Source organism: Streptomyces tricolor (genome assembly GCF_002155905.1).
In the GTDB taxonomy this organism is placed as follows: Bacteria; Actinomycetota; Actinomycetes; order Streptomycetales; family Streptomycetaceae; genus Streptomyces; species Streptomyces tricolor.
The window spans coordinates 1-779 of the sequence record NZ_MUMF01001085.1; the positions used below are offsets into that span (position 1 = coordinate 1).

The 779-nt window shown below is 75.2% G+C and carries 1 protein-coding gene and 1 pseudogene; both read right to left on the bottom strand.

Features of this window, described 5'->3' with window-relative positions; all coding sequences use genetic code 11:
- Nucleotides 1-44: 44 nt before the first annotated feature.
- Nucleotides 45-599 (bottom strand): GNAT family N-acetyltransferase, encoded by a 555-nt coding sequence (locus tag CCN44_RS42885; protein ID WP_059252363.1) that lies wholly within the window; start codon nt 597-599, stop codon nt 45-47.
- Between the two features lie 63 nt (nt 600-662).
- Nucleotides 663-779, bottom strand: a pseudogene (locus CCN44_RS47310) (LLM class flavin-dependent oxidoreductase); the annotation flags it as partial.

Genomic DNA, 779 nt, shown 5'->3' on the forward strand with positions numbered 1-779 from the left:
CTGACAGCCGCGGCGGCGGGGCGGTCTTCCCGCCGGCGCGGCTGTCAGCGGGCGTCTGCCGGAGGGTCCCCGAGGGATGCCCCGGCGGGACCGCCGAGGACCAGCAGGACGTGCTCGTCCGTGCCGTGCCGGATCGTGCCGGCGTGTGCGAAGCCGTGTCTCTCCAGCAGGCGCACGGAGGCGGTGTTGCCGGCGAAGGGGTCGGCGTACAGGGGGCGCACCGGCTCCAGGTCCAGGAAGAGGCCGAGCGCGCGGGTGCCGATGCCGCGGCCCCAGTACGGCCGTCCCAGCCAGTAGCCGACGAAGCGCCGCCCGTCCTGCGTCCAGGACACGGCGCTTCCGGCGACCTCGCCGCCGACGGTGACCGTCCGCACCAGGCAGTCGGGGTCGCCGAGCACCCGCTCCCGCCAGTGCCGGAAGAAGGCGTCCCGCGGCCGGGGCGTGAACCGCGACCGCCGGACGGCCTCGGGATCGTGCTCGTAGGCGAAGAGGGCCTCCAGGTCGTCGTCCCTGACGGCTCGCAGACACACGGCGCTGCGCGCACCGGCCGTGAGGTCGGTCTCTTCGGTCTCGCTGGTCTCGCCGGGCTCGTCGGTCATGTCGGGCAGTGTGGCACCCGCCACTGACAACGCTCGCTGATCAGCGAGAACGCCCCGCCCCGGTCACGGCAGCAGGGGCCGGACCTCCTCCGCGGCGAACCGTACGAACCCCTCCGGGTCGGGCTCGTCCGCCGTCGGCTGGAGCACGACGGTGTCCGCGCCCGCCTCGGCCAGCCGCCG